General features: G+C 65.6%; 23 protein-coding genes, 1 tRNA gene and 1 pseudogene. 18 read left to right on the top strand and 7 right to left on the bottom strand.

Features of this window, described 5'->3' with window-relative positions:
* Positions 1-64: 64 nt before the first annotated feature.
* On the bottom strand, positions 65-1,012 hold the full coding sequence (locus tag HY058_13940; protein ID MBI3498399.1) for a dihydrodipicolinate synthase family protein: 948 nt from the start codon (positions 1,010-1,012) through the stop codon (positions 65-67).
* Positions 1,013-1,072: 60 nt separating this feature from the next.
* Positions 1,073-1,378, bottom strand: coding sequence for a hypothetical protein (locus tag HY058_13945; protein ID MBI3498400.1), 306 nt, complete (start codon positions 1,376-1,378; stop codon positions 1,073-1,075).
* A 175-nt stretch (positions 1,379-1,553) separates the two neighbouring features.
* Between HY058_13945 and HY058_13950 the strand changes: the two genes are divergently transcribed.
* Positions 1,554-2,531 (top strand): TIM44-like domain-containing protein, encoded by a 978-nt coding sequence (locus tag HY058_13950; GenBank protein MBI3498401.1) that lies wholly within the window; start codon positions 1,554-1,556, stop codon positions 2,529-2,531.
* Between the two features lie 25 nt (positions 2,532-2,556).
* Here the strand turns inward: HY058_13950 and HY058_13955 are convergent, their stop codons facing one another.
* Positions 2,557-3,267: an isochorismatase family protein gene (locus HY058_13955; protein MBI3498402.1), complete on the bottom strand. Its 711-nt coding sequence runs from the start codon at positions 3,265-3,267 to the stop codon at positions 2,557-2,559.
* 197 nt (positions 3,268-3,464) lie between these two features.
* Between HY058_13955 and HY058_13960 the strand changes: the two genes are divergently transcribed.
* The 5 genes from HY058_13960 to HY058_13980 are packed head-to-tail and all read left to right on the top strand — an operon-like array spanning position 3,465 to position 8,010.
* Positions 3,465-4,361: an ABC transporter permease gene (locus tag HY058_13960; protein ID MBI3498403.1), complete on the top strand. Its 897-nt coding sequence runs from the start codon at positions 3,465-3,467 to the stop codon at positions 4,359-4,361.
* A gap of 5 nt (positions 4,362-4,366) precedes the next feature.
* The gene (locus HY058_13965) at positions 4,367-5,164 is read left to right on the top strand and encodes an ATP-binding cassette domain-containing protein (GenBank protein ID MBI3498404.1); all 798 of its coding nucleotides are present in this window, start codon (positions 4,367-4,369) and stop codon (positions 5,162-5,164) included.
* 60 nt (positions 5,165-5,224) lie between these two features.
* On the top strand, positions 5,225-6,253 hold the full coding sequence (locus tag HY058_13970; GenBank protein ID MBI3498405.1) for an ABC transporter substrate-binding protein: 1,029 nt from the start codon (positions 5,225-5,227) through the stop codon (positions 6,251-6,253).
* 33 nt (positions 6,254-6,286) lie between these two features.
* On the top strand, positions 6,287-7,543 hold the full coding sequence (locus HY058_13975; GenBank protein MBI3498406.1) for a Rieske 2Fe-2S domain-containing protein: 1,257 nt from the start codon (positions 6,287-6,289) through the stop codon (positions 7,541-7,543).
* Positions 7,540-8,010, top strand: coding sequence for an aromatic-ring-hydroxylating dioxygenase subunit beta (locus HY058_13980; protein MBI3498407.1), 471 nt, complete (start codon positions 7,540-7,542; stop codon positions 8,008-8,010). Before HY058_13975 ends, HY058_13980 begins: the two co-directional genes overlap by 4 nt.
* Here the strand turns inward: HY058_13980 and HY058_13985 are convergent.
* Positions 8,002-9,324, bottom strand: a complete 1,323-nt coding sequence (locus HY058_13985) for a UbiD family decarboxylase (protein MBI3498408.1) — start codon at positions 9,322-9,324, stop codon at positions 8,002-8,004. The two genes, HY058_13980 and HY058_13985, sit on opposite strands and share 9 nt — an antisense overlap.
* Positions 9,325-9,691: 367 nt before the next feature.
* Between HY058_13985 and HY058_13990 the strand changes: the two genes are divergently transcribed.
* From HY058_13990 to HY058_14000, 3 genes are read left to right on the top strand one after another with little or no spacing between them, the layout of a single operon-like run.
* Positions 9,692-10,813, top strand: a complete 1,122-nt coding sequence (locus HY058_13990; GenBank protein MBI3498409.1) for an ABC transporter substrate-binding protein — start codon at positions 9,692-9,694, stop codon at positions 10,811-10,813.
* A gap of 31 nt (positions 10,814-10,844) precedes the next feature.
* Positions 10,845-13,562, top strand: coding sequence for a response regulator (locus HY058_13995; protein MBI3498410.1), 2,718 nt, complete (start codon positions 10,845-10,847; stop codon positions 13,560-13,562).
* Positions 13,559-13,927, top strand: a complete 369-nt coding sequence (locus tag HY058_14000; GenBank protein ID MBI3498411.1) for a response regulator — start codon at positions 13,559-13,561, stop codon at positions 13,925-13,927. Before HY058_13995 ends, HY058_14000 begins: the two co-directional genes overlap by 4 nt.
* Positions 13,928-13,950: 23 nt before the next feature.
* On the opposite strand, the gene HY058_14005 is transcribed toward HY058_14000, so the two are convergent.
* Positions 13,951-14,157, bottom strand: a complete 207-nt coding sequence (locus HY058_14005) for a hypothetical protein (protein MBI3498412.1) — start codon at positions 14,155-14,157, stop codon at positions 13,951-13,953.
* A gap of 133 nt (positions 14,158-14,290) precedes the next feature.
* On the opposite strand from HY058_14005, the gene HY058_14010 reads away from it, so the two are divergent.
* The 9 genes from HY058_14010 to HY058_14050 all read left to right on the top strand — a co-directional run bounded on the left by HY058_14010 (position 14,291) and on the right by HY058_14050 (position 23,202).
* A tRNA-Gly gene (locus tag HY058_14010) sits at positions 14,291-14,364 on the top strand.
* Between the two features lie 526 nt (positions 14,365-14,890).
* Complete coding sequence (locus HY058_14015) at positions 14,891-15,889, top strand: LacI family DNA-binding transcriptional regulator (GenBank protein MBI3498413.1); 999 nt, start codon at positions 14,891-14,893, stop codon at positions 15,887-15,889.
* A gap of 26 nt (positions 15,890-15,915) precedes the next feature.
* Positions 15,916-17,220, top strand: a complete 1,305-nt coding sequence (locus HY058_14020) for a sugar ABC transporter substrate-binding protein (GenBank protein ID MBI3498414.1) — start codon at positions 15,916-15,918, stop codon at positions 17,218-17,220.
* 82 nt (positions 17,221-17,302) lie between these two features.
* Positions 17,303-18,199 (top strand): sugar ABC transporter permease, encoded by an 897-nt coding sequence (locus tag HY058_14025; protein ID MBI3498415.1) that lies wholly within the window; start codon positions 17,303-17,305, stop codon positions 18,197-18,199.
* Positions 18,200-18,325: 126 nt separating this feature from the next.
* Complete coding sequence (locus HY058_14030) at positions 18,326-19,159, top strand: carbohydrate ABC transporter permease (protein ID MBI3498416.1); 834 nt, start codon at positions 18,326-18,328, stop codon at positions 19,157-19,159.
* A gap of 23 nt (positions 19,160-19,182) precedes the next feature.
* Complete coding sequence (locus tag HY058_14035) at positions 19,183-20,538, top strand: alpha-glucosidase/alpha-galactosidase (protein MBI3498417.1); 1,356 nt, start codon at positions 19,183-19,185, stop codon at positions 20,536-20,538.
* On the top strand, positions 20,535-21,782 hold the full coding sequence (locus tag HY058_14040) for a Gfo/Idh/MocA family oxidoreductase (protein ID MBI3498418.1): 1,248 nt from the start codon (positions 20,535-20,537) through the stop codon (positions 21,780-21,782). The genes HY058_14035 and HY058_14040 overlap by 4 nt, the downstream gene beginning before the upstream one ends.
* 96 nt (positions 21,783-21,878) lie before the next feature.
* Complete coding sequence (locus tag HY058_14045; protein ID MBI3498419.1) at positions 21,879-22,367, top strand: VOC family protein; 489 nt, start codon at positions 21,879-21,881, stop codon at positions 22,365-22,367.
* A 43-nt stretch (positions 22,368-22,410) separates the two neighbouring features.
* Positions 22,411-23,202, top strand: a complete 792-nt coding sequence (locus HY058_14050) for an IclR family transcriptional regulator (protein MBI3498420.1) — start codon at positions 22,411-22,413, stop codon at positions 23,200-23,202.
* A 260-nt stretch (positions 23,203-23,462) separates the two neighbouring features.
* Here HY058_14050 and ltrA read toward each other — a convergent pair.
* Both ltrA and HY058_14060 read right to left on the bottom strand, forming a co-directional pair.
* Positions 23,463-24,794: pseudogene (gene ltrA / locus HY058_14055) on the bottom strand (group II intron reverse transcriptase/maturase).
* A gap of 557 nt (positions 24,795-25,351) precedes the next feature.
* The gene (locus tag HY058_14060) at positions 25,352-26,146 is read right to left on the bottom strand and encodes a gamma-glutamyl-gamma-aminobutyrate hydrolase family protein (GenBank protein ID MBI3498421.1); all 795 of its coding nucleotides are present in this window, start codon (positions 26,144-26,146) and stop codon (positions 25,352-25,354) included.
* Positions 26,147-26,604 lie beyond the last annotated feature (458 nt).

The following is a 26,604-nucleotide window of genomic DNA, read 5'->3' on the forward strand; positions in this document are numbered from 1 at the left end:
TGCTTGGCGGCCTCGGGATGCTAGCAGCCGCCAGCGGGCCTCGCTCTCACGAAGGCGCGATCCTTCAGATGCCCGGCATGTCGAAGCCGTCGGCCATGACATCGGCGATGAGCGCCTTCGCCATGGTGTCATCCATCGCCACCAGAGGCGGACGGACGCGGCGCCAGTCCTTGTCCTGGCGAAAATGCCCGATCACGGCCTTGAGCGCCGGGATCATCGGGTATTTCTGCATGACCTTGCGGAATTGGCTGACGCGCTCTTGGATGCCGTCGGCTTCCGCCGTGGTCCAGGTCTCGAACACCCGGCGGATGCGCTGGGGATCGACGTTGCCGGTGGCCGTAATGCAGCCGACGCCGCCGCCGCGGAGCGTCTGCAAGAGGAAGGCCTCGGAGCCGGCGAAGGTGCCAAAGCCGGGATAGGCCTCCAAGACCGCCTTGGTGTTGTTCCAATCCCCAGAGCTGTCCTTGATGCCGACGACGATGCCGGGATAGGCCTTGATCAGGCGGCCGATGAGCGTCAACGGGATCGGCACCACCGCCACCGGCGGGATGTGATAGAGGTAAAGGCGGAGCTTGTCGCTCGCCACCCGCTGCACCACCTCGGAAAAGAAGGCGTAGAGCCCTTCCTCGGAGACGCCCTTGTAATAGAAGGGCGGCAGCATCAAGACGCCGCCGCAACCGCGCTTGACCGCATGCTGCGTGAGCTGGACGGCATCGGGGAGCGCGCAAGCGCCGGTGCCGGGCATCAGCCGCGCGGCCTCGACGCCGCCATCGATCAGCCGATCGAGCAGCGCCGTCCGCTCGGCGACCGACAGCGAATTTGCCTCCGAGTTGGTGCCGAATACGGCGAGCCCGTCGCACCCATGCGCCAACAGCCAGCGGCAATGGGCAAGGAAGCGATCGCCATCGGGCGTAAGATCGGCTTTGAACGACGTCACCACCGGGGCTAGCACGCCGGTGAAAGGCTGGGGTTGGGCCAGCGCGGAGGTGCGCGGGATCGCTTGCACGGACATGGGACTTAAGGGCTCCGTCAGTGGTGCGGCGGTTCTAGCACCCTCCGCAGCAATTTTCGCCTATTCGTCGTCCTTCCGCCTCAGGCTGACACGGACGCTCTCAGTCAGGTGCGATGCCTTGCGATCGCTCTCTTCGAAGCGTCTGGCCGCGTCGTCCAAGAGCTCTTCGACCCCGTCGGCCGTCAGCAGGCCGCGCTCGCGCAACCCGCGGAGCAACTCCAGCGTCAGCGCCAGGGCAACGGAGGCGGCAGCCGGGTCTTCGGGGCGCGGAACCCAGGGCATGCCGTGCCTGAAGAGCTTCCATAAGCTTCGAGGCTGCAGAACGGCAGCCGTCGGCATGGCCGGAGGCGCTTTCTTGGGCTTCATGGCGGCATCAACCCCTGCGTTCGTAGTCCTCGATCCTAGGACGCCGCGCGCGCAATCTCAACGCGAAGTCATAGGCTTGGGCCGCGGCGCTTGACCGGGGGAGGCCGCACCCCCTTATATCTTGGGCGCGCCCCCGCCTTTCCGGCGAGGACCGCGCCGTCATTATGGGGGTCACATGAGCCGATCGCATCTCTCTCGCCTTGCTGCGGGTCTGGTCCTGGCCGCGCTCATGCTCGCCCCGGCCCTGGCCGAGGCGGCAGCCGGAAGCGGCAGCAGTGCCGGCAGCCGCGGTTCACGCACCTATAGCGCGCCGGCGCCGACCCAGACCGCACCCTCGAGCCAGCCGGTGCAGCGCAGCATGACGCAGCCCACGCAGCCGCAGCGTCCGGCCGCGACCCCGCAGACGGCGCCCGGCCAGGCCCAGCCTTCCTTCTTTCAGCGCAACCCCTTCGTCGGCGGCTTGATCGGCGGCCTCGTCGGCGCCGGCATCGCCGGGATGCTGTTCGGTCATGGCTTCTTCGGCGGCGACTTCGGCATGGCGGGCATGCTCGGTCTCTTCCTGCAGCTGGCGCTGGTCGGCGTCGCGGTATATTTCCTGTTCTCCTGGCTGCGCTCGCGGAACGGCGCCCAGGGCTTCGGCTTTGGCCAGGCGCCGGTGCCGGCGGGCGGGCCTGCCGGTGCCTTGGGTTCGCAAGCGAACCGCTACGATGCGCATGCCGGCTCGGGCGGCGGCCAACCGGTGCGCGATGAGATCGGCATCGGCCAAGACGATCTCGGGGCCTTCGAGCACCAGCTGAAGGGGATCCAGGCGGCCTGGTCGAAGCAGGATCTGGGCGCGTTGCGCCGCTTGGTGACGCCGGAGATGCTGCATTACTTCTCCGAAGAGCTGGCCCAGATGGCCAGCCGTGGCGTCGTCAACCGGGTCGAGAACGTGCAGCTCCTGCAGGGCGATCTGTCGGAGGCCTGGCGCGAAAGCGACGTCGAATACGCCACCGTCGCAATGCGCTGGTCGGCCAACGACACCATGGTCGACGCGGCGAGCGGCAAAGTTGTCGAGGGCGACCCGCAGCACCCGAAGGAGACGACCGAGGTCTGGACCTTCATGCGCGGCCGCGGCGGCAACTGGCTGCTCTCGGCGATCCAGCAGGTCTGATCCGGCTGCGACGCCGAGCGGCGGCCTAGGCGGCCGCCGGCTTCACTGTGCCGAGGTAGCCGACTACGTCGACCAGCGGCATGACATCGCCGAGATCGACGTCGATGTCGTGCAGGAACACCTCGTGCATCAGCTCGCAGCGCTCGCCCACCGCTTCCCGCGGCACGATCACGTGGAAGCAATCGGTCGCCTCCCGGCAGGTGGCGTAGACGCAATGGCTGGTGCTGACGCCGGTGACGATCAGCGTGTCGACGCGGAGCATGGTCAGCATGTCCAGAAGGTTCGTTCCCTTGAAGGCTGACGCGTAGCGCTTCAGGATGAGCTTCTCCGTCGGCCGTCGCTCCAGGCGCGGGTCGATCTCCCAGAGATGCTTTTCTTCGACCGGAAGCTTGATCGACTGCTTCTTGTCGTGCGGGCTCGGCGGGTGAGCTCGGTCGCGGGCGTATGTGGTGAAGAAGACCGGAGCACCGGCGGCACGCGCCGCGCGGACCACCGTGGCGGCGGCCTCGACCACAACCTCGAGGTTGCTGCCGATGGTCTGCTTGGGGTCGACCCAGTATTGCGCCAGATCGATGACGATGACCGCCGGCCGCGTGCCGAAGCCGACGCGTCCCGCCCAGTCCCGGCGCTCATAAGCCCGGCGCAAATCGGCGAGATGGGCGAGAAGCGGGCCGCGGAGCGCGTCGGGCATCCGGAGGTCCTTGGAGCCGAATTTGGGCGCTCGCTCACCATCCATGGTCTCTCTCCCTCGGTTCTGACGCCGACGGCCGATCGAAAGCCGGCTTGGGGCAAGGATGCGCGGGGGAGGCTGCTTTCGTCCAGGATCTCGGTCGCCGGCCGCGTCCGGCAGAATGCCATGGTTTCGCCGTTTGATTTGTGGCGATATCGCTCGGGCGCGGGCCCCATCTTCGGGATGGCCCAGAGAGGGGACGGATGGAGCAGCTGAGGGCCCTGGTCCTCAACATGTTCGAACAGGGCTTCCTGTTCGGCTTCTTGGGACTGGGAGTGCTCATCACCTTCCGCTTCTTCCGGTTCCCGGACCTCACCGCCGAGGGCAGCTACCCCTTGGGCGGGGCGGTGACGGCTTCGCTCCTGGTGGTCGGTCTTGACCCGTTCAGCGCGACCTTCGTCGCCATGCTCGCCGGCGCTGCCGCCGGCATCGCGACCGCGCTCGTCCACACCAAGCTCAAGATCAACAACATCATCGCCGGCATCATCGTGATGACCGCCCTTTACACGGTCAACCTCCGGGTCATGGGGCGCGCGAACGTGCCGCTGCTCAATACCCCCTCGGTGTTCGGCGACGTGCCGGCGCTTCTCAATCGCCTGGGCTTTGCGCTCTCCGACAATGTGTTCACCACGATCGCCATCGCCTTCGTCCTCCTGGCCGTCGCCGGCTTGGCCGTCGTCTGGTTTTTCTCGACCGATCTCGGCCTCGCCGTGCGCGCCACCGGCCAGAACGAGGCGATGATCCTCTCGCTCGGCGTCGACACCGACCGCACGAAAATGGTCGGGCTTGCGCTCTCCAACGGCTTGATCGCCCTTTCCGGGGCCCTGGTGGCGCAGAACCACGGCTTCGCCGATATCGGCATGGGCATCGGCATCCTGGTGACCGGCGCGGCCGCGGTGCTGATCGGCGAAGCGATCTTCGGCGACCGCACCGTCGCCTGGTGGGTGCTGGCGGCGATCATCGGCGTTCTCATCTACCGGCTCCTGGTGGCACTGGCGCTGCGCTTCGGGCTGCAGCCGATCGATCTCCGGCTCATCACCGCCATGCTCCTGCTGCTGGCGCTCTCCGTGCCGCGCTGGCGCACGCGCATCCTTCGCTGACCCTCATGCTCAAGCTCCGCTCGCTGACCAAATGCTTCCTCCGCGGCACACCCAACGAGGTGAAGGCGATCGATGCCCTCTCGCTCGACGTCGCGTCCGGGGATTTCATCACCGTCATCGGCTCGAATGGCGCCGGAAAGTCGACGCTGATCAAACTGGTGGCAGGAATCGCAGAGCCCGACGACGGCACGATCCTGTTCGAGGGAAGCGACATCACCCGCGTTGCGGTCCATCGCCGGGCTGCTTCCATCGGCCGCATCGCCCAGGATCCGGGCGAAAGCACCTGTGCCGTCATGACCATCGAAGAAAACCTGGCCATGGCCGAGAAGCGCGGCCGGATGCGGGGCCTCGCGCGCGCCGTGACCGCTTCCGGGCGCGAGCGCTATCAGGCCGCGTTGGCGCCCATCGGGCTTGGATTGGAAGCAAGGCTGGCGACGCGCGTGGGCATGCTGTCGGGCGGCCAGCGCCAGGCATTGGCCTTGCTGATGGCGACCTTGTCGGGCTCGCGCCTGCTCTTGCTGGACGAGCACCTGGCCAGCCTGGATCCGCGCACCGCCGAAATCGTCATGGCGCTGACCGGCCGCCTGGTGGCCGAGCGCAGGCTCACCACCATCATGATCACCCACAACATGCAGGACGCCATCCGTTGGGGAACCCGCCTTCTGATGATGCATGCCGGGCGCATCCTGTTCGATGTCCAAGGCCCGGCCAAGGCGGCGCTCGACGTGGGAGCGCTCGTGGACAAGTTCCACGAGGCCAGCCGGCACCGGCTCAACGACGATCGAGTCCTTTTGACCCCGTGAACCGACTAATATGACGGCATCCAGAAATCGTCCAAACGGACAAGGAGGGAGGGAGACATCATGAAACCGATCGTTCTGATTTCGCGCCGCACGGCCGTGACGGCCGCGCTCGCCTTCGTCTCCGGCATCGCTGCCATGCCGCCGGCTCACGCGCAGACGCGCACGCAGCCGGAACCGGGCCGCACCTACCGCATCGGCTATGCGCAGATCGTCGATCATCCCGCCCTCAACGCCACCCGCCAAGGCTTCATCGACGGGCTCAAGGCGGCCGGATTCGAGGTCGGCAAGAACCTGGTGTTCGACTACCAGAATGCCCAAGGCGATGTCGGCAGCGCGCGCAACATCGCCGAGAAGTTCCTCGCCGACAAGGTCGACCTTCTGGCGCCCTGCACCACGCCGGTGGTGCTGGCGGCCTTGCGGGTGGCCAAGGATTCGAAGACGCCGGTCGCCTTCGGCTGCGTCACCAATCCGATCGAGACCGGCGTTCTGCAGAGCATCGACAAGCCGACCGGCACCAACGTGACCGGCTTCTACACCATCCCGCCGGTCGACCGGAACTTCGAGCTCTTCGCGGCGATCAAGCCAGGCATGAAGACGATCGGCACCATCTACAATTCCGGCGAAACGAATTCCGCAGCGCTCGACAAGCTCTCCAAGGCGGAGGCCGACAAACGCGGCATCAAATGGGTTCCGGTGACGGTGACATCCAGCGCCGAGATCAAGAACGCGGTCGAATCGCTGATCGGCAAGGTGGATGCGATCGTGACGCCGCAGGACAACACGGTAGCGTCCGCCTATGAGGCGATCATCAAGGCGACGCGCGACGCCAAGGTGCCGTGGTTCTCCTTGGACGTGCTCGCCGTCGAGCGCGGAGCCATCGCCGCCGTTGCCCAGCACCAATACCAGAACGGCGTCGACTGGGCGAAGAAGGTGGCGGTGCCGGTGCTGCTCGGCAAGGATCCGGGCACGCTGACGGCGGTGGCCGCGGAGGTGTTCGAGTCGCAGGTCAACCTCACCGCCGCGAAAGCCGCGGGCCTGAGCATTCCCGACGGCATCGTGAAGCAGGCAAGCCGGGTGTTCGGGCAGTGACCGAGGCACGAGCGCCCGCATTCGAGGGGTAGCATGAGCCCGGAAGCGGTCCGCGCGCTCATCGAGCCCGACCGCGTCGATCGCCGGGTCTACACCGACCCGGCGATCTTCGCGCTCGAGATCGAGCGCATCTTCGCGCGGGCCTGGATCTATGTCGCCCATGCGAGCCAGCTGAAGCAACCCGGCGACTTCGTCACGACCAAGGTGGCGCAGCAGGACGTGGTGGTCATTCGCCACCTCGACGGATCGATCCGGGCGCTGCGCAATCGCTGCGGCCATCGCGGCGCACGGGTGGTCGCTGAGCGCTCAGGCAACGCCAAGCGTCTGCAATGCCCCTATCACGGCTGGACGTTCCTGACCGATGGGGCGCTGGACGCGGTCCCCTTGCCGGAAGGCTATGACGGCACCGGCTTCGAGCGCAGCCTGCACGGCATGCAGGCGCTGCCGCGGGTGGCGAGCTATCGCGGCTTCGTGTTCGCCAGCCTTGCCGCCGAGGGGCCCGATCTCGAAAGCTTTCTCGGGCCCGCCGGCGCGGTCTTGGACAACATGGTGGAGCGCGCGCCCGAAGGCGAGCTCGAGATCGCCGGCGGCACGTTCCGGGCGCTCCAGCGCAACAATTGGAAGATCTATCTCGAAAACCTGCATGACGGCGTGCACGCACAGAGCGTGCATCGCGCCTCCATCGAGGCCAGCCGCGCGGTCGCCGCCACGCTTACGGGGCCGCCGCGCTTCGCCCTCGAAATCGTCGCCGCCAACGGCATTCCCTTCCGCGAGATGGGCAAGCTCACAGTGAATTGCTACGGGCACGGCCATAGCGACATGCGCGGCTTTCGCAAGACCCGCGCAACGGATCCGGAGTTTCAGGAATACGAGGCGGCGCTGGCACGACGAATCGGCGCCGACGGCGCTGCTGGCGTGCTCGACGACAATCGTCACAATGCGCTGATCTATCCCGGCTTCTCGGTGCATCCGGCATTCCAGCAGCTCCGGGTGATCATCCCGGAGAGGGTGGACCGCACCGTGGTCGAGGTTTGGTGCCTCCGCATGAAAGGCGCGCCGGCGCACATGCACCGCCGCACCGTCGCCTTTGCCAATGCCGTGCATTCGCCCGCCTCCATCGTCAAGGTGGACGACCTCGAAGCCTATGAGCGGGTGCAGGAAGGCTGGTCCGACGATGGCTGGGTCAGCCTGCATCGCGGCGCCGGACGCGCCGGCGGCGCCACCGCGCTCGACGAGCGCTTCATCCGCAACCAGTACCAAGCCTGGCTCGGCTACATGGAGGCCGCATAAGCGAGCTTGCCCAAATCGCCGGTTTCCTCCACCAAGAGGCGGCACTGCTCGACGAGCGGCGCTTCGAGGCCTGGCTCGACCTGTTCGCCGAGGACGGCACCTATTGGATTCCAGCCTCGGCCGGCCAGCCGGACCCGCTCGACCACGTATCGCTCGTCTACGAGGACCTGACCATGCTGCGCGTCAGGATTCGCCGCCTCGTCCATCCCGGGGCGCATGCCTTGGCGATCCCGATCCGCACCAGTCGGCTCGTCGGCAACGTGATGCTGGTCGATGGGGATGGGGATAGGTTGACCGTGCGCGCGCGTTTCCAGCTCCTCGAGATGCAGGGCGAGCGCCAGCGCCTGTTCGCCGGCGCCTACACGCATCTCCTGGTGCGCCATCGCGGCAGCTTCAAGATCCGGCAGAAGCGCGTCGACCTGGTCGGCAGCGACGCCACGCATGCGGCCATCCAGGTCCTAATCTGAGACGTAGTCCTTGAGGCGAATGCGGTCCTCGCCCGGAATGCGCCGGCGCTCGAACTCGGCTTCGCGGCCCAAGGGCTTGGTCGCATCGATCATGAGCCGGCCCCAATGGTCGCGCTCCGGGTCGCGGTAGAAGCCGGGCACATCGGGGATGATCGTGGTGCGGGTATCGACCCGGCCGCGGGTCAGGAACGCCCACCAGACATCGTCGAGATCGTGGATGTCGACGTCATCGTCGACGACGATCGCCGCCTTGTTGTAGTCGAGATGGCTGCCGACGGCGGCCAGCGCCACATGGCGCGCATGGCCGGGATAGAGCTGCTTGATGCTGACGACGGTGCAAAGCAGGGATGCGTGGATGGCGACGTCGACCACGCCCCGCACCTGCTGGCTCAAGAGCCGGTAGATGCGCGAAGCGGTCGCCTCCTGCAGCAAGACGATGTCCTCCGGCGAGCCGCAGAGGAGGCCGTGGAACACCGCGTTCTCCCGATAGCTCACATGCTTCACCTGGAAGACGTGATTGTCGCCGACGGGCACGTAGTAGCCCATGAACTCCCCGAACGGCCCCTCGGGGCGGCGAATATCGGGAAGGATCTCGCCCTCGACCACGATCTCGGTATCCGCCGGCACCATGAGATCGATCGAGCGGCAGGGGCGCATGTCGATGGGTCGCCCGCGGATCTGGGCAGCGGCCGAGAGCTCGTCGGTCTCGTAGGGCAGCGAGGCGGCGGCGGCGAGAAAAATGTCGGGCGCGGTGCCGATGAGGAGGGCCGCCGGCAGCGCCTGGCCCCGTGCCTCGGCTTTTTGCTGGTAGCGGGTCAAGTCGTGAGTGCCGCCCAGGCGGATGCGCAGCTCCGTGTCGCTCACATACATGGAGCGGTGGAAGGAGAGGTTGGCGACACCGGTATCGGGCTCGCGCGCGAGATAGATGGCGGCGGTGAAATACGGGCCGGCGTCGCGCTCCCAATAGGTGATCTGCGGCAGCTCCGAGAGCGTTCCGTCCTTGAGATCGGCGGGTGGCGCCACCGGATTGAGGAAGCTCGTCGCACTCGGCTGCAGGCCGCTCGACAGCGCCTGCCAACGCCGGCAAAAGCTGCCATCGGTGGCGCCGATCAGCTCGCGGAGCCGCTTCCGGCTGCCGTAGATGTTGGTGACCACCGGCAGGCGGGAGCCCTTCACCCGTCGAAACAGGAGCGGGCGCTCATCCTCAGCCTGGCTCAGCTTGGTGACCGCGGCCAGCTCGTGGCGCGGGTCGACTTCGCGTTCGACCACGCGCATTTCGCCCCGCGCCATCAGCCTCTGGACGTAGTCGCGCATGAAGCCCCGCTCTTCAGCTCAGCCCCTATTTCGCACCGGGATCGGGAGCAGCCTCGCATCGCGCGGGTCGCCCCGCAAGGAGCGGGCCGAAAAGCGTAGCACAGCTACGGTTGAGGCCCGCGACGGTCCGACGAGGGTAGGAACCCTCGTGGACGGGCGACCCGCGCAATGCGACCCGAAGGGACGGGCTCCTGCGATCACAGGACGTCGTCAAGCCGCTCGCCGGGGGAGGATCGAGGAGGGGGTGATCCTCACCCCCTCCTAAATCCCACCCCCAGTGCTCTGCATCGCTCTTCGCGGCTTTCCTCGCAAGTGGTCAACCGAGGGGTGTCTCGGCTATGCTCGCCCAACGCCGAGGGAGGGAGCGATGTCGCATTTTTGGCGGAGCTTGCTGGTTGCCGCCGTCATTCTCGCCAGCGCGCGCCCGGCGCGAAGCGACGATATCCGGGTGGGATTCATCAATCCGAACCAGCCGGCCGCGTTCTGGAGCCTGATATCGGCGACGATGCAGGCCGCCGCAGGCGAGCTCGGCATCGATGTCGACATCCGCCTTGCCGACGGCTCGCACGACAAGGCGTTCGCGCTGGCCCGGGAGTTCCTCGCCCGGCAGCCACGGCTCGACTATCTCGTCGGCACCAACGACTTCAACTTCGGCGCCGACCTGGTCAAGCTCGCCGATGCGGCTGGCGTGCCCCTGCTGCTTCTGTCGAACGATCTCGACAAGAAGGACTGGGCGGAGTACGGCGAGCCGCGCACGAAATATCGCCATTGGCTGGGCAGCATCGTGCCCGACCATGAGAGCGGCGGCTATGGCATCGCCGAGGGCATCCTGACCGAGGCGGCGCGGATCAAGACGGCGCGGCCGCTCAAGCTCTTGGCGATATCCGGCGATCCGGTGACCCCGGCCTCTCTCGACCGCGTGCAGGGCCTCAAGCGCTCCATCGCGGTGATGACCAAGCTGCTCGGCCCCAACTCGGTCGAGCTCGTCGATTTGCGCTACCTCGACTGGACCGAGAAGACCGCCGAAGCCTCGGTGCGCGAGTTCGTCCAGAAAGGTCCGCGCATCGACGCGCTCTGGGCCGCCAATGATCCGATGGCCTTGGGCGCGCTCACCGCGCTCGGCGAGGCCGGATACAAGCCCGGCGTCGATGTGGTCGTCGGCGGTCTCAACTGGAACCAGCCGGCGATCGAACGCGTGCTCAAGGGGGAGATGCTGCTAAGCCATGGCGGGCACTTCCTCGGCGGCGCCTGGGCCATGGTGCTGCTGCGCGACCATCATGACGGACGCGATTTCGCCGAGGAGGATGTGCGCCTCCAGTTCCCGATGGGCGCCTTCGATGCTCCGGTGGCTCGACGGTTTCCCAATATCGGCAGCTTGGATTGGAAAAAGGTCGACTTCACCAAGTTCGCCAAGAGCCGAAACCCGACGCTCACCCGCTACGATTTCACCCCCGATGCCGTGCTGAGGCAGCTTTCATCGCTCAAGTGACCCCAGGGAATCTCCTGCCGGCAAGCCTTCGATGACCTGGATCCGCCGCAACCGGGTGGTATTCACCGTCCTCGCCGGCCTGTCGCTCATCGGCTTGCTCGCGATCACGCAGAACGGCGTGGCGCTGCTTGCCGTCGCCCGGTTCGGGGCGAGCTTCAATCAGATTGCCGAAACGAACCTGCCGGCGCTCATCGCCGCTTCGGAGCTTTCCGCGCTCAGCCAAACCTTCATCGCGACCGCGCCGGAGATCGCGCTCGCCGATACCCATATGCGCCGTCAAGCGAGCTCGGACCAGATGGACGACCGGCTCATCGCCCTCAGCCGCATCGTCGACCGCCTCGATCCGGCCGCGGTCGATGCCGGCCTGGTCGCGGCAATGCGGCACCAGCTCTCCGATCTGGTCATCAACCTCAAGGGATTGGACGATCTCGTGCGGCGCCGCATCGATGCCGACAACGCCTTCGAGTCGATCATGGCCCGGCTCCCGGCGCTGGCGGCTCGGGTCCGCCTCATCGCCGATGAGGCGATCGTCGCCGAGCAAGGCGGTCCGCTCACGGCCGCGCCACCCGCCTCGGCCGCCGACCGGACACGCCTGATCGGATGGTCGGCGGCAGGCCTGGAGGGCATCACGCTCATGCTGTCGACGCCGTCGGTGCGCAATACCTCGCGCCTCGAGCGGATCAAGCCGGAGCTGGCCGATCTCGTTGGCCGCATGGATGCGGTGCGCAGCGCCTTGCCGCCGACGATGCAACCGCGGATCGTCGGTATGCACAACGACATCGCGAGGTTCGGGCTTGGATCCGCCAGCATCATCGAGGCGAGGCGCGAGCAGATCGAGACGGAGACCGCGCTCAGGTCGGCGCTGAGGCTCATTCAGCAGAGCGGCGACAAATTCGTCTCATCCGTTTCCGCGATCTCCAACGCGACCCAGCGGGACATTGCCGGCCGCTCCGCCTATTTCAACCAGACGATCGCATCCTTCAATGTGCTGATCGCGGCCACGCTGTTGCTCTGCGTGGCGGCCGGCACCGCGATCTTCATCTATGTGAAGCGCGCCGTCATCACTCGGCTCAAGAGCCTGCAGGAGTACATGCAAGCCCAGGTCGAGGGCCGACAAGCGGTGATCTCGACCGCGGGCGAGGACGAAATCATCCAGATGGCGAAGGCGACGGAATTTTTCGTCACCAGCATCGCCCAGGCGCGCGATACGGCGATGGATGCCAATCGCACCAAGAGCGCCTTTCTCGCCAGCATGAGCCATGAGCTGAGAACGCCGCTGAATGCGATCATCGGCATCTCCGAGCTGCTGCTGGAAGATGCGCGCGCCGAGGAGCGCGCCGAGAACATCGAGCCCTTGGAGCGCATCTTCCTTGCGAGCCAGCATCTCTTGAGGCTGATCAACGACGTTCTCGACCTGTCGAAGATCGAGGCCGGCAAGATGGAAATCCACCCGGAATGGGTCGAGCTGGCGCCGCTCTTAGCCGACATCGTCGCCACGGTGCGGCCGCTGGCGCTCCAGAAGGAAAACCGAATAGAGCTCGACTGCCCCGCCGATATCGGCCGCATGCATACGGATGCGACAAGGCTCAGCCAGATCCTGCTGAACCTCACCAGCAACGCGGCGAAGTTCACTGAGAAAGGTGCGATCACGGTCTCCGCCCGGCGCCGGCAAGAGAGTGGGCGCGACTGGATCACCATCGACGTCGCCGACACCGGCATCGGTATGACGCAAGAGCACATGGGGCGGTTGTTCCAGGACTTCAGCCAGGCCGATGCATCGACGACGCGGAAATACGGCGGAACCGGCCTCGGCCTCGCCATCAGCCGGCGGTTCTGCCGGATGATGGAAGGAGACATAACGGCCACGAGCGAGGCCGGACTGGGGTCGACCTTCACCATCCGGCTCCCGGCCGAATTGGGCACGCCGCTCCCCGCCATCGAGCCGACGCCGCCGCGACCGCGGCCGCGGCCGGCCGAAGCGGGTGCCCGCCGTGTGCTCGTCATCGACGACGACCCGGCCGTGGCTCAGATCATGGATCGCTTCCTGCGCAAGGAAGGCTTCGTGCCGATCATCGCCGAGAGCGGCATCGAAGGCCTGCGCAAGGCCCGCAGCTGCCAGCCGGTGGCGATCACCCTCGACATCAATCTGCCCGATCTCGATGGCTGGACCGTGCTCGCCGCCCTCAAGGGCGATCCGGGCCTGGCGGCGATCCCCGTCATCCTGGTGACCATCGTCGACGAGCGCACCAGAGGCTATATGCTCGGCGCCATCGACTATGTGCTGAAGCCGATCGATCGGAGCCGGTTGTCAGGCGTGCTGCAGCGGCTCAGCGCTCCATCGTCGGGCCAGGTCGTCCTGGTGATGGAAGACGAGGAGGTCACCCGCAGCATCATTCGCGAAACATTCGAGCGCGCCGGCTGGAGCGTGGACGAGGCGGTCAACGGGTTGGATGGGCTCGGCCGGCTCAAGGAGCGGAAGCCGGACGCCATCGTGCTCGATCTCATGATGCCCGAGATGGATGGCTTCGAGTTCCTGCAGCAGATCCGCCAGCACGATGAGTGGCGTTCGATTCCGATCCTCGTGGTCACCGCGATGGATCTGACGGCCGAGCACCGCGGCGTCCTCACCGGTGCGGTGCAGCGGATCCTGCAGAAGGGCGCCTACTCGCACCAGGAGCTGCTCAGCGAAGTGGCCTTGCTGCTGGCCCGTGCCGTAGACTCCGCCGCCCTTCGGGAGCGCCAGGCGTGACCAAGATCTTGTACGTCGAGGACAACGACTTCAATGTGTACGTGGTCAGGCTCCGGCTGGTTCGGGCCGGCTTCGAGGTGGTGATCGCGGCCACCGCCGAACAGGGCTTGGCCATGGCGCTCAGCGAGGCGCCCGACCTCATCCTCATGGATCTCAGCCTGCCGGAGCTCGACGGCTGGGAGGCCACGCGCCGGCTCAAGGCGGCAGCCGAGACCAAGGATATCCCCGTCATCGCGCTTTCGGCGCATGCGATGACCGGCGACCGCGAGCGCGCGCTCGCGGCCGGCTGCGACGATTATGAGACCAAGCCCGTCGACTTCACCCGGCTTGTCAGCAAGATCAACGAGCGGATCAAGGGGGCGTAGGCAAGCCCCCGCCTTCGTACCGGCTATTTCTTGATGCAGTTCTCCGGGTTCACATTCGCCCCATCGTAACTGCCCTGGGCGTTGGGATAGATGTACCAGACGGACACGCCAAATTTGTCGCAGCTGTTGAACCCGACGAAACGGGCCTTGTCGTCGGCGCAGGCCCCAAGCGCGAGGCCGACGGAAGCAGCCAGCAGGCTCCAAACAAATGCACGTCGGATCGTTGCCATGGAACGTCTCCTCATGGAGGGGTGGATTGACGGGAAGTCTCTGTTTCCAGCAAATCTTCGCCCAGATGAGTGGCCGCTGTCCACTCTCGGCGTCTTGCGCCGTTCCCGCCAGACTCGGTATTATTCGATCGGCGCGGGTGTAGCTCAATGGCAGAGCAGAAGCTTCCCAAGCTTACGACGAGGGTTCGATTCCCTTCACCCGCTCCAGGCACCCCATCGGACCTGCGCTCGGCGACCGTAGACGGGCGGTCCGGGTAGAACGGAAACTGCGTCAGCGCCACCCGCGTCCCCGAGGGGAGCGCGAGGGTTGATCTGCCGGCCGAGACGAACGCCACCGAACCCGGACCGGGGGTTCCCACACATTGCAAGGATGTCGGGTCCGCCGGGCCGTTGATCGTCGGTCGGCCGGCGAAAACCAGCAGCGTCCCGCTGAAGGAGGGTATGAGGGTCGCGAGCATCGACCCCGAGGCGATGCAGCAGAAGGGCGTGCCGTCGGTCCAGTCCATGCGGACGGCGTCCCTTGCACGGGTCCCCGAGCCCCCGCCTGCGGTACATTCGTTGCCGCCGGGCTGCTTTCCGATTGACAGCGGCCGCCGCAAGCTCGACGATTTACCTTAGCTGATACGTATTAGCAAACCAATCAGGCGTGCCGATGGCCGACACACGACTTGTCGGAAAAACGCGACACCGGCGTGCGAAGGCGACCAGCGTCGATGTCGCTCGAGCCGCCGGGGTGTCCCAGGCAACCGTATCCCTGGTGCTGAGCGGGGCCGCCCCGCGGCTGCGCCTGTCGGCCGATACGGTGAAGCGGGTGCAGGAGGCGGCCCTGGCGCTCGCCTATACCCCGAACCATGCGGCCCGCAGCCTGCGCCAGCGCCGCACCAAGATCATCAGCTTCGTGCTCTCGACCTTGGAGAATCCGTATTTCGGCGAAGTCGTCGGCGGGGCGCAGCAGGCCGCCCAGGCGCGCGGCTACGCCATCAACGTCATCGTCGCCCGCAGCGAGGAGGCGACCTTGAGCGCGTTGATGCGCCACCGCGGCGGCGTCGCCGACGGGGTGGTGATGACCGGGAGAACGCCCCGGATCGTGGCCGAGCTCGAAGACTTGGCGGCGCATGGTGTCGCCACCGCCGTTCTCAAGCACCACGCAACCGCGCTCACCATTCCGTCGGTCTCGGTCGATCTCGATGCCGGCGGCTTCATGGCGGCGAACCACCTCATCGGCCTCGGCCATCGTCGGATCGCGCATATCGCCGACCGCGCACCCTTCTCCGATCACGCCGGCGACCGCAGCCACGGATTCCTCCGGGCGCTCGCCGCCGCCGGCATCGGCTTCGAGCCGACATGGCTGAGCGAAGCCGACAACAGCTTGGCCGGCGGCCATGAGGCGATGCGGGCGCTCTTCGCCCAGGGCGATCGGCGACCGACCGCGGTCTTCGCCTTCAACGACCTGATGGCGGTGGGTGCCTTGCATGCGATCCGCGAGGCGGGTCTCAGCGTGCCCCGCGACATCGCCGTGGTCGGCTTCGACGGCATCCAGCTCGGCGCCTACACCCAGCCCATGCTCACCACCGTCGACCATCCCCGCCACGAGCTCGGCCGGCTCGCGGTCGAGATGGTGCTGGATCGCCTCGAAGGGCGGGAACCCGAGGTGGCCGGGCATGTTCTGCCGGTGCGCCTCATCATCCGCGAATCCTGCGGCGCCCGGGGTTCGACGTTCACCAAGGCCTGACTATCCAAGAAGCAAGGGAGGAAGACATGCAGCAGAATCAGCGCAAGACCACTCCGCACCTCAGCCGGCGCACCCTCATCAAGGCCGGCATCGGCGCCTACGCGGCGCTATCGTTCGGTCGCCCGGCCCGGGCGCAGAGCCCGACGCGGCTGAACTTCGCCTTTTGGGGGCAGCAACCCGAGCAGGAGGGCTTCAACCGCCTGATCGAGAAATACCAGGCGAAGAACCCCAATGTCGCGATCAAGGCGGAGATCGTCCCGCCGGGGCCGCAATACTATCAGCTGCTCGACACGCGGCTGGCCGGCGGCCAAGGGCCCGACCTGTTCCGCGTCCAGTATCAAAGGATCGGCAAGTACGCTCAGAACCGCGCCGCCGTCGATCTCTCGCGCTATCTCGACAAGGATTTCGGCGCCGGGTTCGGCTCGACCTTCTGGGCCGCCGCCAGCTTCGAGGGCAAGGTCTTCGCCTTGCCGCACCACACCGACACCTTCGGCCTCTATTACAACATCGACCATTTCGAGAAGGCTGGGCTCGAAGCGCCGAAAAGCCTCGACAAGAGTTGGAGCTGGGACGAATTCATCAAGGCGGCGCGTCGGCTCAAAGAGAAGCAGACCGCACCCTATCCTTTCGCAATGCATTGGGTGCTTTCCAACGCTTATCGCTGGCTTCCCTTCCTCTACCAGCATGGCGGCGCGATGCTGGACGCCGATTTCAAGTCTCCGATGATCAACTCGAAGACGGGGATCGAGACGATCGCCTGGACGCAGAGCTGGTTCAAGGAGGGGCTGGTGCCGGCCAACACATCGATCAAGGGCACCGAGGCGACCCAGAATCTGTTCGCCAACGGCACCATCAGCATGCTCTTGAACGGCAATTGGCAGATCCCCTTCCTCAACGAGCAGATGACCCGCTTCAGATGGGGGGTGACCTACATGCCGCGGGACGTCGCCATGGCATCCGATCTCGGCGGCAATTGCGTCGCCGTCTCCAAGGACAGCAAGAACCCGGAGGTCGCCGCGGACTTCCTGAAGTTCATCGCGTCGGAGGAGAACATGCGCGAGTTCATCATCGCCGGGCAGTTCCTGCCGGTGCGCAAATCGCTGATGCAGGAGACCATCGCGTTCAAGGTCAGGCCCGAGCTGATGCCGGTCTTCGTCCAGCAGGCGACGACGATTCCTGAACACATGGCGCGCACGGAAGTTCTGCCGAAATGGAGCGAGATCAACGTCAAGCTTAATGACGAGCTCGACCTCGCCTTCACCTCGGGCCAGTCGCCCGAGGCGACGGCCAAGAACCTCGAGACGGCGGTGAAGCAGATCCTCGCCGCCTGAGGCGAATCGGGTGCGCGCCGAGACCAACCTCGATGCGATCGGCCGGCGGGCGAGCCCCGCCGGCCGCGAGGCGACTCCGCCATTGCGGGCCGCGACCGGCTGGCGACATCGAGTCCGCCGGCTGCCGGTGGCCCCCTATCTCTTCATCGCGCCCAATCTGCTGCTGTTCTCCACCTTCACGTTTCTGCCGCTCCTTTTCGCGGTCTATATCAGCTTCAACGAATGGGGCTTGCTCGGCCAGCCGCACTTCATCGCCGCCGGCAATTACGCGCGCATCGTCGAGGATCGGCTGTTTTGGCGGGCGCTCGGCAACACCGTCGTCTATTCGCTGGGAACGGTGCCGACCAGCCTGGCGCTCGGTCTGGCGCTCGCCTTGGCCCTGGATCGCCCGCTCCCCGGTCGGTCGCTCATCCGCAGCACCTTCTTCCTGCCGGTGGTGATCTCAGGCGTGGCGACCGCCGTCATCGCCGCCTGGCTGTTCAACGACAATTACGGCGTGATCAACGCCGTCCTGCAGCGGATCGGCTTGCCCAAGGTGAACTGGCTGTCCTCGCCGAGCTGGGCCTTGCCGTCGCTGGTCATCACCACGCTCTGGGTCAGGCTCGGCTTCTGCATGGTCGTCTATCTGGCCGCACTGCAATCGATCCCGTCCGACTACTACCACGCCGCCGCCATCGACGGCGCGTCCCGCTGGGCGCAGTTCCGCTACATCGTCTGGCCGCTCTTGTCGCCGGCGACCTTTCTTCTCCTCATCCTCAACGTCATCTATTCCTTCCAGGTGTTCGACCTGATCTATGTGATGACCGGCGGCGGCCCCGGCTTCGCCACCACCATGCTGGTGCAATACATCTACCAGTCGGCGTTCATCACCTCCGAGATGGGCTATGCCAGCGCCATCGGCGTGGTGCTCTATCTCCTGATCCTCGGATTCACCGTGCTGCAATGGCGCATCAGCCGGCAGGCGCAGAATGCGCTGTGATATCCGCCTTGCGGGATCGAACGATCACCCCCTCCCCATCCCTCCCCCGTCGAGGGGGAAAGAGGGAGGGCGCCGATCGTGTCCCCGCCCCCCTTGCGGGCGCGGGTTAGGGTGGGGGGTATCGGTATGACCCGACGATCGCTCGGCCAGCGGCTCGAGCTCGGCGCCATCTGGGCAGCACTGGTGGCCGGCGGTGCCGTCATGGTCTTTCCGATCTATTGGATGTTCGCGACCGCGGTTAGGCCGCGGAGCGAGGTCTTCGGCGAGCTCCCCCGCCTCATTCCCTCCCAATTCGTCTGGCACAACTTCGTCGAGGCCTGGCAGCGCCTGCCGTTCCTGCAATGGACCATCAACTCGCTGGCGATCGCGATCATCGCCGTCGCCATCACCGTCTCGATCAACCTCTTGTGCGGCTATGCCTTCGCCAAGTTCCGCTTTCCCGGCCGCGACGTCCTGTTCTTCGCCATCATCAGCGCACTCATGATCCCGATCCAGGTGATCCTGGTGCCCGAGTTCCTGATCGTCTCCTGGCTCGGGCTCATGAACAGCTATTGGGGCGTGATCCTGCCCCGCGCCGCCGAGGCCTTCGGCATCTTCATGGTGCGCCAGTTCATGGTGGCGATTCCCGACGAGCTGATCGAGGCCGCCCGCATCGACGGCGCCGGCGAGCTCGGGATCTTCATCCGGATCGTGCTGCCCTTGTGCAAGCCCATCGTCGCCGTCCTGGTGATCTTCACCTTCATGTGGCGGTGGAACGACTTCGTCTGGCCGTTGATGGTGCTGACCGATCAGGACCTCTACACGGTCCAGCTCGGCCTCAATCTCCTGAAGGGCCAGTACAACACCGAGTGGACCAACATCATGGCGATCGCGCTGTTTTCGCTCATTCCGATGTTCGCAATCTTCATGGTGTTCCAGCGCTATCTCGTGCGCGGCATCGCCGGGACCGGCCTCAAATAGCGTTCGCCAAGGAGCACGCCTCGATGACCAAGATCGCGATGATCGGTGCCGGCAGTGTGGTGTTCGTGAAGAACCTCTTGACCGACATCATGGATTTCCCCGAGCTCCGGGGAGTCACCTTCTCCTTGCACGACATCGATCCGGAGCGGCTGGAGACCGCCGGCATGATGGCGCGCTGGACCGCCAGAGAGTTCGGCGCCGCGGCCAAGGTCGAGGAGCATCTGGACCGCCGCGCGTCCCTCGAAGGGGCGGATTTCGTCATCAACATGGTGCAGATCGGCATGGCGCCGGCCACCGAGATCGACTTCCGCATCCCCAGCAGATACGGCCTGAAGCAGACCATTGCCGACACGGTGGGCATCGGCGGCATCTTCCGGGGCTTGCGCACCATCCCCTTCATGCTCGATCTCGCCCGCGACATGGCGGCGGTCGCTCCGGGCGCCCTCCTCCTCAACTACACCAACCCCATGAGCATCCTCACCTGGTCGGTCTACGATGCCTTCCCGGCGCAGAAGGTGGTCGGGCTCTGCCACAACGTGCAATTCACCGCCCGCGATCTCGCCGGCTATCTGGGTGTCGCCCGGGAGCGCCTGTCCTATCGCTGCGCCGGCATCAACCACATGAATTGGTTCCTCGAGCTCAAGATCGACGGCGAGGATGCCTATCCCTTGCTGTGGCAGGCGATGGAGAACCCCACCATCTACACCCAGGACAAGGTGCGCTTCGAGCTGATGCGCTGCTTCGGCCGCTTCATCAGCGAATCGAGCGAGCACAATGCCGAATACACCCCCTACTTCCTCAAGCGCGAGGACCTCATCGCCGAGTTCGACGTTCCGGTCGACGAGTATCTCCGGCGCATCCGGCGCAATCTGCAGCGCTACCGCGACGCGCGCGCGACGCTCTTGAAGGGCGAGAAGCTGTCGCTCGAGCGCAGCTTGGAATTCGGCTCGCTCATCATCCATGCCATGGTGACCGGCAAGCCACAGATCATCTACGGCAATGTGCCCAACGACCGCCTCATCGACAATTTACCGGAAGGCTGCTGCGTCGAGGTGCCGGTGCTGGTCGACCATATGGGCCTCAGGCCCTGCCGCGCCGGCGCGCTCCCACCGGAGCTCGCGGCCCATTGCGCGCCCCATACCTTCGTGCAGGAACTGGTGGTGCGGGCCGCGATCGACGGCGACCGGGACCGCGTCTACCGGGCCGCCTATCTCGACCGCCATGCGGCCAGCGTGCTGTCGCTCGCCGAGATCCGCTCGATGGTGGATGAGCTCATCGAGGCCCATGGCGAGGCGATGCCGGAAGGCATAAGGCGCCGGCACCAGAGGCCGAAATCCCGATCCCGATCCGACGTCAGCGTCCTGGAGCCGTCGAAATGAGCGCAGCCGGAAAGAAACGCCGGGCCGCCATCGTCGGCACCGGCCATCGCGGCTTCAACATGTGGGGCAAGGGCCTCGTGGACGGCTATGGCGATTTCGTGGAATTGACCGGACTCTGCGATCAGAACCGCTTGCGCGCCGAGGCGGTCCGCGCCGCCATCGGCGGCCAGACGCCGGTCTACACCGACTTTCCGCAAATGATGCGCGAGCAGAATCCGGAGCTGGTGATCGTCTGCACCCGCGACAGCGACCACGACCAATATGTGGTGGCCGCACTCGAAGCCGGCGCCGACGTGATCACCGAGAAGCCGATGGCGACCACGGTGGAGAAATGCCGGCGCATCCTCGATGCCGAGACGCGCACCGGGCGTCGTGTCGACGTCTCCTTCAACTACCGCTATTCGCCGACCGCAACCAGGATCAAGGAGATCCTCCGCTCCGGCGCCATCGGCGAGGTGACCTCGGTGGATTTCCACTGGTACCTCGACACCAGGCACGGCGCCGACTATTTCCGGCGCTGGCATGCCAAGGCGGCGTATTCCGGCACGCTCTTCGTGCACAAGGCGACCCACCACTACGACCTCCTGAACTGGTATCTCGAATCCGATCCGGCCGAGGTCTCCGCCGTAGCGAGCCTGCGCAACTACGGCAAGAACGGGCCCTTTCGCGGCGTGCGCTGCCGCACCTGCGCGCATAAAAGCGAGTGCCGTTACTTTTTCGACATGAGCCGGGATCCGCTCCTGGAGATGCTGTACGAGGAGCCCTCCCACGAGGACGGCTATGTGCGCGATGCCTGCGTCTTCCGCGAGGACATCGACATCTACGACACCATGACCGCTTCCATCCGCTACCAGAACGGCGCGCAGATCTCCTATTCGGTCAACTGCTACATGCCGATCGAAGGCTACCATCTCGCCTTCAACGGCAAGGGTGGGCGCGTCGAGATCCGGCAATACGAGGCGCAGCCCTGGAAGACGCCGCCGGCGGATGAGATCCTGGTCATGCGCAATTTCGGCCCGGTCGAGCATGTCTGGGTCCCGCATAGTTCGGGCGGGCATTTCGGCGGCGACGATCGGCTGCGCGACATGATCTTCAAGCCCGGCGGCAAGGACCCCTTGGGCCAGCGGGCGGGTGCCCGCGCCGGTGCGGTGTCGGTCCTCTGCGGCCTGGCGGCGGCCGAGAGTGCCCGCACCAAAAAGACCGTGGCGCTGGCCGACCTCTGGGGCGGGCCCCTGCCGAAATAAGCCGGGGATCGCCGCCGAAAATGTCGGTGGCCTCGCTCCGATAGCGGGTTTAGCATCGCCGGCAGTTACGTGAATTCCGGGAGAAGGAACGCTTCGATGGCGGGAATCGTCAGCCTCGGTCACATCGCGCTCCGCGCGAAGGACGTCCAGCGCACCGTCGACTTCTATCAGAGCCAGCTCGGCTTCAACGAGGTCATGCGGCTGAACTACGAGGACGGCAGCTTGTGGCTCGTCTATCTCCGGGTGACCGATACGCAGTTTCTCGAGGTCTTTCCGGGCGGCGTCGGCGACAAGGCGAGTGCCCGCGAGGCGGTCGGCGTCAATCATTTCTGCCTGACCGTGGACGACATCGACGGCGTGGTGGCCGATCTGGTGCGGCGCGGCGTCACCATCCAGCGCCCGCTGAAGATGGGCCCGGACGGCAACCGCCAGGCCTGGATCGAGGATCCCGACGGGGTCAGGATCGAGCTCATGGAGATGGCCAAGGACGCGGTGCAGTTCCAGGCCGTCCGCCGCCTGCACCAGGGCCAGACGCCGATCGCGGTTGCGACCGACCGGAAACCGGAGCTGGCTCTCGTCCGCTAGCCGAGGGCCGCCGGACGCGAGCCGCGAGAGGCGAGAGGGGTCCATGTCCGAGACCCACCGGGTTCCGGCGCTGGATCGCATGGTCGAGCTCCTGGAGCAGCTCGAGCGCGGCGGCGACGGCCTCACCATCAACGAGCTGGTGACCGGCTGCGGCATCCCGCGCTCGACCGTCTACCGCATCCTGAACACGCTCGCCTCCCACGGGCTCGTCAGCCGCACCGCCGGCGACGGCCGCTACCGGCTGGGGGCGCGCTTCCTCGCCTTTGCCGCCAAGGTGCCGAATGCGGCGGCCTGGCGCGACCTCGCGGACCTGGCCAGGCCCTATATGCAGCGCCTCGGCGCCGAGAGCCGCGAGACCATCAAGCTCTCCGTGCTCGATGGCGACGACGTCTTGTGCATCGCCGTGGTGCCGGGCTCCAGCCGCTACACGGTCGCGGCCGCCGTCGGCACCCGCTATCCCCTGCATGCCGGTGCCGCCGGCAAGATCATCCTGACCGCACTCGCCCCGGCGGCGCGGGAGGCGCTGCTGGCCGCACCGCTCGCTCCTTACACGCCGAAATCCATCATCGATCCCCGGCTGCTCCGCCAAGAGCTGCAGCGGATCGAGCGCCATGGCTGGAGCGAGGATGCGGGCGAGTTCAGCCTCAGCGTCCATGCGCTGGCGGCACCGGTGACCGACGCTGAGGGACGCATCATCGCGGCCCTCAGCGTGTGCTATCTCGCCGACCGCGACATGGCCGACCTCGCGCGCTTGCGGGCAAGGCTGCTCCGCGCTGCCGCCGACATGTCGGCCCAGGGTGTCGCCGCCGCCCCGCCGAAGCGCGCGGCGGGGTGAGATCGAACCGATAAGCGCAGACGGGTCGGCCTGGTGCGTCCATGACCGCTGTCAGGTTGGAAGCGGTCTTCGATCATGGTTCGCGCCATGTCGGAGACGTGTAGAGTCGAGGTGTGGCGCGGTGGCTGTAGGTCGAACATATCTGTTGTCCGCCCCTTTCGTCTGGCGGTGCCTCACTGGTTCGACCATGGCTCCGTTTCCACACCCCGCTCATCGAACCGGACATGCAGAGCTACCGCATCCGGCTCTCGGACAAGACCTCACGCCTTCACCCACGACACGTCGTGCCCAAGCCGGGTCAGGCGTATGAGCCCGAAGTGCCCGTAAAGGTGCGAGAGTGGATAAGCTCCGCCCTTGCGTCGCCTGACCTTGTGCTTGAAGCGCAATCACCGACGCAACCGCACAGCGGTGTAGTTGTCGAGCGCCCGATACGCCTTGTTGACGGTGCCTACTTGGAAGTAGTTCGCCCATCCGCGCAGCGTGCGGTTCAACTTGCCCACCAGCTCCGTGGTGTCTTGCCATGTCATCGAACGGACGGTCATCGCATGGACTTTCTCGACCATGCGCTTGATGCTCTTCTTCGATGGCCGGTACCCCAGGCGCGCCTGGCCGGTTCTCGCCGAATACATCCGCCCGAACGTGTACCCCAGGAAGTCGAACTCCCCTTCCGGGACCTTGCAGATTCGTGTCTTCTCCTCGTTGACCGTGAGCCTCAGTCTTCCCATGATCTCGCGCAGTCGTTGCAAGGCCTCTTCGGCTCTGCCCTTCCTGCACAGGATCACAAGATCGTCGGCATAGGTCACGATGCGACTGCCGAGGCTCCGCTCCAGCCCGAGCTTCTTCCATCCCAGCACGAACCGGCGCATGTAAAGATTCGCCAGCAGTGGTGAGATGGGAGAGCCCTGCGGAATGCCGCGCCGCAGGTCCTTGGCCTCGGTCGTGCGTGTCTTCCTTCCTCGATCATCGGTTTCTTCAACGGGGCATTCCAGCCACATCTTGATCAGGTGCAGCACACGCCGATCAACGATACGGCGCGCTATCGACTTGACCAACTCGGCGTGGGGAATGCTTCCGAAGTAGTCCGCGAGGTCGGCGTCGACGACTTCCGGGTGGCCTCGGAACAGCAACTTCTCCACCTCGACCACCGCTTGCTGGGCATTTCTCCCAGGACGGTAGGCGTACTGCTCTGGTGGAAGGTCGGCTTCGAAGATCGGTTCAAGCACCAGCATCGCTGCTGTCATGCACACCCGATCGCGCAGGGTCGAGATGCCCAGCGGCCGGAGTTTACCGTTGGCCTTCGCGATGAACACTCTTCTGATGGGATCCGGTCGGTAGGTCGCCTGCCTGAGCGCAAGCGCCAGTTCGCCGAGCCACCGCTGCCTCCCGTACGCCTCGATGTCCGCAAAGTCCTGACCGTCCACCCCCGGTGCGCCCTTGTTGGAGCGGCACTGAGCGTAGGCATGCGCCAGAATATCCTCACGGCTGATCTTGTCGTACAGGGCGTAGAAGCGATACCCGGCTTCTGCCTTCGCTTTCGCGTGTAACGCCGTCTGCAGTTTCTGAACACTCTTCGGAGTTGATAGGTTGCCCAATCTCCAGGTCCCTCGCCACGTCTTGCGTCTGTCTTGAACTGAGGTCCCTTCCCTCCCCCGGCATTACCCGGCTTCTCTGGTACTGCGAACCTCTCCGCCACCCCAGGGCGTCCGGCCTGTCCCTCGCGGGCGTCCGGTTGGTCATCCCTGACCACGCCTTGGGGCTTCCCGTGTTGCGTACGCTTTCCTTGTGTACATGCTGCCGCCAATACCCCGGCGTAGCGGCTGGGCGTACCCTTCGCTCATTCAACCCAACCGTATCAGCCTTCCCCGCTATGGCAGTCGGGTCGGCCTACACATCGTCCTTTTCGAGGCTTGCTCGGCGTTCACTCGCGTTGCGGCCTGCACACTCGCGCGGTCACCGTATGTCGTGACACGCTAATCGAAGGCTTCAGCCATTTCGTTACCTCCATGACTGCTCCGATTGCTTCCGGCTGGAGCGGTTGCCGGGTGGGACTTGCACCCACTGGAAAACGCCGCCTTTTCACGGCGCACGCCAGAAGCCGACACCGTCACCGCTGAGCGCCATACGTTGCGCCACGATCGATGTATTTCATTTAGACCTTCTTCTTTGCCCCGCGGTACCGATCACGACTGTGCTTCCGCAATGCCGCACCGAAAGCCTTGAACAGAGCCTGGTTAATGGGATTGCTCTGCGGGTCGTATTCGGCATGCCACTGGACTCCGAGCGCAAACGAAGGCGCGCCGACGATGCTGATCGCCTCGATCGTGCCGTCTTCCGCCACGCCCTCGACGAGGATCCGCTCGCCCGGTTCAAGAATTCCCTGACCGTGGAGGGAATTCACGCGGATCGTCTCACGGCCCAAGATCCTTGCAAACACGCCCTCCGCTACTAGGCGCACCTCATGGCGATCGGCGAAGACGACGTTCGGGTCGGGATGAACCTCGCCGTTCTCGAGCCGAGGCATGCGATGGTTCATGCGTCCTGGCAGCTCGCGAATCTCCGGATGCAGCGTGCCGCCGAACGCGACATTCATTTCCTGGAATCCCCGACAGATTCCGAAGATGGGGACACCGCGTTCGACCGCGGCCTTGATCAGTGGCAGCGCCACCGCGTCGCGCTCCTGGTCGTAGGGCTCGTGTTTGGGATCGGGCTCGACGCCGAAACAGGTCGGATGGATGTTGGCGCGTGCGCCGGTCAGCAGGATCCCGTCGACCGCACCCAGAAGCGAGGCGATGTCGGTGACGTCAGGGATGCCGGGAAACATCAGCGGCAAGGCGCCAGCCACCTCCGCGACCGCGCGGAGATTGCGCTGTCCCACGATCTGGACGTTGAACCGGTCGTTGATGATCTGAGAGTTCCCGATCACGCCGACCACCGGCATCGTCATGCCTGGCACCCGTGCTCGCCTTCCACCGTCAGCCTTTGAGGTCGCCCCGTTCTTGAGTCTCCATTCTAAATGGCAATTCAGGGTGGGATCCAGAGCCGAAGCGAGGCGGTCCGGGAATCGGTCACTGGAAATGTGGGCTCAAGAACGCGAACGCCCGCCTGCATTCGAACCGAGCGGGCGGACTTGGTTGCGGGGATTCGAAACCACCCATACCGAACACGGCAAAAATCCAATACCCTAGCCTACGACAACCCACCAACCCCCTTAGGTCCGCTTTGTGCCATTGGACTAAACCGCTTTCGCGGTAGAGCGCTGCGCGCAGGCGTGTGCCTGAGGCGATCAGCGGGGCAATAACGGTCAAGGAGCGTCTTGTCTGAGGATCGGGTTGTTCGACCCACCCTCAGCACAGGAGCATCCCATGACTGGGACACCCGTCAGTCCGCTGCGCCGGCGCATGA

The sequence above is a fragment of the Pseudomonadota bacterium genome (assembly GCA_016195085.1).
Lineage (GTDB): Bacteria > Pseudomonadota > Alphaproteobacteria > SHVZ01 > SHVZ01 > JACQAG01.